Below are 3,790 nucleotides of genomic sequence, written 5' to 3' on the forward strand. Positions count from 1 at the left end.
CCGCCGCGGCTCTCGCGCTCCCAGGCCGCGCCCAGGTGGACGCCGTCCATGGTCACGACGTCGAACGCCGGCGCTTCGTCGCTGGTCCGTTCAGCGGTCGGGAAGAGCTGGAATTCGAGGTGGAGCTTGATGGTGCGCAGGTGGCCGCGGCCGATCTTGGCGCCGCGGGGGGATATCTGGAACGAAGCTGTGCCGACTTTGGCCATGGTGATCTCCCTCGGGTTGCCCTCCCTTCCCCGCCCAGACCCGGCGCCGTGTTGGAGCGGCGCCGGGTTCCAACTCCGAGGGGGAGGGACCTACCACCTTGTGGTGATAGGTATCGCTTATCACTCCGCCATAAAGTTGCCTTGTCAATGCCCGGCGAAAGGCAACACTACTCACGAAGATTCTAAGGTTTCTGAGGGGGAGCCAAAAAATGCGAGCGATCGAAGACTACATAGACGCGGCCCAGCGCAACTTAGGCCTGCGGTCTGACAGGCAGCTTGCGCCACGTCTCGGGATCACCCAGAGCTCTATCTCATGCTGGAGAAGCCGGCGGTCGTGGCCGACCGAAGCGAGCATGGTGAAGCTCGCATCGCTCGGCAACATGGACCCGCAGGAAGCGGTTCTAGACCTTCTGGAATGGCGGAACAGTGATTACCCCGAGGTCCGCCGGGTGCTCGCAGAAATCAAAAAAAAAGCGGTCGCGGCATCAATCGGGTTACTCATATCGGTCGGCGCCCTTCTTGGAACGCCGCATGAGGCCGCCGCGGCGGGCATGATGTCCGCGAAAACGGGCTATACGATATATTATGGAAAATAAAGACGCCGTGGAGAAACCGTCTTTATCATCCCGCCAGGAACGCCTCGATCTCACGCGTCCACGTCGCCCAGGCCGGCTCGTCGGGAAGAATGGCGTGGTTGTCGCTTTCGAGGGCCACCAGCCGCGCATCCGGAATCGACGCCGCCACGAGCCGCCCTTGTTCGAAAGGCGCGACATGGTCGAAACGGCTGTGGGTGACGAGGGTCGGGGCGCGGACCCGCGGGAGGAGATCGACGACGTCGATCCGATCGCAGGCGTCTCTGATGCGGACGGCGTTCTCGGCCGATGTCGACATGCGCTGAAGGTCGGTGAACCACCGAACCTGCTCCGGCGTACCCCTCGGTATGTAGATGGAGCTGAAGGCCTGCATGAACGCGGAGTGCTCGTCTCCCCAGCCATGGCGCATCAAGGTGACGAACGCATCCGCCTGTTCCTCGTGGGCGAGCGAGTTGCGCCGCCTGCGCCCGAGGGCATAGCCGCCGTGCAGGACCAGCTTCTCCACGCGCTCGGGGTGCCGCGCCGCGAAGGCGACCGCGACGGCAGCACCTTGCGAGATTCCGATGAGGGAGAAGCGGTGGAGTGCCAGGGCGTCGACGACCGCCTCCAGGTCCCGTACGAAACCCTCGAAGGAAATGTCCTTGACATCGCGGTCAGAAAGCCCGCAGCCCCGCTCGTCGTAGCGGACCAGCCGATGACGGCCGGACAGGCCTTGGAGGAAAGGGCGCAACAAGGGGCTGTGCCAGTCGTATTCCACGTGGTTCAGCCAGTTGGCCGTCTTCACCAGCACGTCCCCTCGCCCCGACGTGGCCATGGCCACTCGGACGCCGTCGGCCGACCTGCAGAACCGAACCTCCTGCCCTTCGCCCGGGCCCCGGAATGATCCTTCCGGCGCCCCCGGCCGAGGGAGGTCGACTGGCGGAACGATCTCGCCGGCGAACAGGAACCCTCGGCGGGAAACCGTCCGGATGTAGCACTGCCTCTCGCCCGTGTCGCCGATGGCCCGGCGCGCGGCATTGATGCGGCTGCTCAAGGTGGCCTCCGAGACGATGCGCCCCTGCCAGACGGCATCCAGCAGTTCGTCCTTGCCGACGACACGGCCGCCGTTCTCGACCAGGTAGCGCAGCAGATCGAACACCTGGGGCTCGACATGGACGAGCCCGCCGTCCCTCCGGAGTTCGCGGCGGGAGACATCGATCGCATAGGGCCCGAAGCGGTACGCCATCAACCGGCTCCTCTGCTCCTGCAGGAAATATCCACGTTTCCTGAAGGAAAAATCAAGCCGGCCTCCAGGACTGTCCGCGCGGCGCGAGGCAGCATGGGCTGTACGGGGCCACGTGACGAACCCGCGGCCCCAGCGCCTTCCCTGCCCCTGCCCGCACCGGGCCTACCATCCGAGGAGATCCGACCATGGACACCCGCCCCTTCGCCCCCGAACCCGCGCCGGCCGGCTTGGCCGCGACCGAACTCCCGTCGCCGATGCCGCTCATGGCGCTCTCCACGGGATTCTGGGCGTTCAAGACGCTGGCCGCCGCCCACGAGCTGGGCCTGTTCGCCCGCCTGTCCGGCACCGGCGGCACCACCGCAGCCGACTTGGCGCGGGACCTCGGCATCCACCCGCGGCCTGCGGAGATGCTGCTGACCGGCTGCGCCTCCCTGGGCCTCCTCGAACGGTCACGGGGCCGATACTGGAACGCGGCCATAAGCGAGGCCTATCTGGTGCCCGGCGCACCCGGCTACTTCGGCGGATGGGTCGCCATGGCGGACAAGCGGCTCTACGCCGGCTGGGGCAAGCTCGTCGAGGCGATCCGCACCAACCGGCCCACAACCTGGGACCCCGACGTGCAGGATTCCCTGTTCGACGGTGAGGACCCGGCGATGCTGTCCCTCTTCTGGGAGGCCATGCACTCGCTCTCGACCATGACCGCGCGCAAACTGGGCGAGGCGGTGGACTTTGGCCGCTTCGATCGGCTGCTGGACATCGGGGGCGGCTCCGGCGCCTACGACATCGAGCTGTGCCGTCTCTATCCGCGGCTGCGCGCCACGGTCTACGACCTGCCCCATGTGGCCGGGATCGCCACCGGGAAAGTGGCCCAGGCCGGGCTGGAGGGACGGATCCACGCCGTGGCCGGCGACTTCTTCGGCGGCGCACCGCTGCCGGGCGGGCACGACCTGCACCTGCTGTCCATGATCCTGCACGACTGGGACGAGTCCCGGAACCGGGTGCTCCTGGCCCGGTCCTTCGATGCGCTGGAAAGCGGGGGCGCCGTGGTCATCAGCGAGTTGCTGGTCGACGACAACAAGACCGGCCCGGCCCCGGCCGCGCTCATGAGCCTCAACATGCTGATCGAGACCGAGGGACGGAACTACACTCCGGCCGAGTACGGAACGTGGCTCGAGGATGCCGGCTTCCGCGACGTGGAGACCATCTGGTTCGACGCGCCCGGCGCCAACGGTGCCGTCATCGGGCGAAAGAGGTGAATTCGCCGGGCCGGGGGCCGTAGCCGTGTCCCCTGCCCGTCCCCGCCACCCACCCGGCCAAATGGCGTCGTGAGACGTGGGCCTTCAGGTCGCATTTCTCACAACGCCGAGCTCCTTCCAGCACCGTATTCGCCTGTTCGTCGCTTTGGACCTGCCGCTCGGCGTGCATGGCGATCATGCCACGGACCATTTCTACCGGGTCGCGCGTCAGGGCCACGAGGTGTCCGACGCGACGCTTACGACGCATGCGGGCAAGCGGTTCGCGAGGCCGGTGGCGTGGAATTATAGCGACTCGTCGAAGCCGTTATCTCAGCAGTTCCCGACAGGCTATTGACGAGAAGCGCTAACGATATGATAAATCATTGATGGCAAATCGGCGACGGAGCATGGCTTGGCCGACATCCTGACCGAAGTCGTCCTGATGGACCGGATGCCGTTGACCTTCAACGCGCTGGTCGTCGAATACACCACCCACTGCACGGCGCGATGCGCGATGTGCTATCAGGCCGC

Annotated in this window: 5 protein-coding genes and 1 pseudogene; 4 read left to right on the forward strand and 2 right to left on the reverse strand. The window is 66.3% G+C overall.

What is annotated here, in order from left to right; genetic code table 11:
* Window positions 1-206, reverse strand: a 206-nt coding sequence (locus VGO20_RS04310; protein WP_327501060.1) for a DUF736 family protein, incomplete at its 3' end; no start/stop codon positions are given.
* 209 nt (window positions 207-415) lie between these two features.
* Here VGO20_RS04310 and VGO20_RS28605 point away from each other — a divergent pair.
* Together VGO20_RS28605 and VGO20_RS04315 are read left to right on the forward strand one after the other, a co-directional pair.
* Window positions 416-553, forward strand: a pseudogene (locus tag VGO20_RS28605) (helix-turn-helix domain-containing protein); the annotation flags it as partial.
* A 6-nt stretch (window positions 554-559) separates the two neighbouring features.
* Window positions 560-802 (forward strand): hypothetical protein, encoded by a 243-nt coding sequence (locus VGO20_RS04315; protein ID WP_327501061.1) that lies wholly within the window; start codon window positions 560-562, stop codon window positions 800-802.
* 25 nt (window positions 803-827) lie between these two features.
* On the opposite strand, the gene VGO20_RS04320 is transcribed toward VGO20_RS04315, so the two are convergent.
* On the reverse strand, window positions 828-2,024 hold the full coding sequence (locus tag VGO20_RS04320; RefSeq protein ID WP_327501062.1) for an alpha/beta hydrolase: 1,197 nt from the start codon (window positions 2,022-2,024) through the stop codon (window positions 828-830).
* A gap of 185 nt (window positions 2,025-2,209) precedes the next feature.
* Between VGO20_RS04320 and VGO20_RS04325 the strand changes: the two genes are divergently transcribed.
* Window positions 2,210-3,280 carry a methyltransferase gene (locus VGO20_RS04325; protein WP_327501063.1) on the forward strand — a complete coding sequence of 357 codons (1,071 nt, stop codon included), beginning with the start codon at window positions 2,210-2,212 and terminating at the stop codon, window positions 3,278-3,280.
* Window positions 3,281-3,356: 76 nt separating this feature from the next.
* Window positions 3,357-3,614 (forward strand): hypothetical protein, encoded by a 258-nt coding sequence (locus VGO20_RS04330; RefSeq protein ID WP_327501064.1) that lies wholly within the window; start codon window positions 3,357-3,359, stop codon window positions 3,612-3,614.
* Window positions 3,615-3,790 lie beyond the last annotated feature (176 nt).

It is taken from the genome of Arenibaculum sp. (assembly GCF_035998295.1).
Taxonomy (GTDB): domain Bacteria; phylum Pseudomonadota; class Alphaproteobacteria; order Azospirillales; family Azospirillaceae; genus DASYHS01.

What these genes read in the sequence shown, in the direction of transcription:
- VGO20_RS04315 (WP_327501061.1), top strand. Translation starts at nt 560, where the DNA reads ATGGTGAAGCTCGCATCGCTCGGCAACATGGACCCGCAGGAAGCGGTT.
- VGO20_RS04320 (WP_327501062.1), bottom strand. Translation starts at nt 2,024, where the DNA reads ATGGCGTACCGCTTCGGGCCCTATGCGATCGATGTCTCCCGCCGCGAA.
- VGO20_RS04325 (WP_327501063.1), top strand. Translation starts at nt 2,210, where the DNA reads ATGGACACCCGCCCCTTCGCCCCCGAACCCGCGCCGGCCGGCTTGGCC.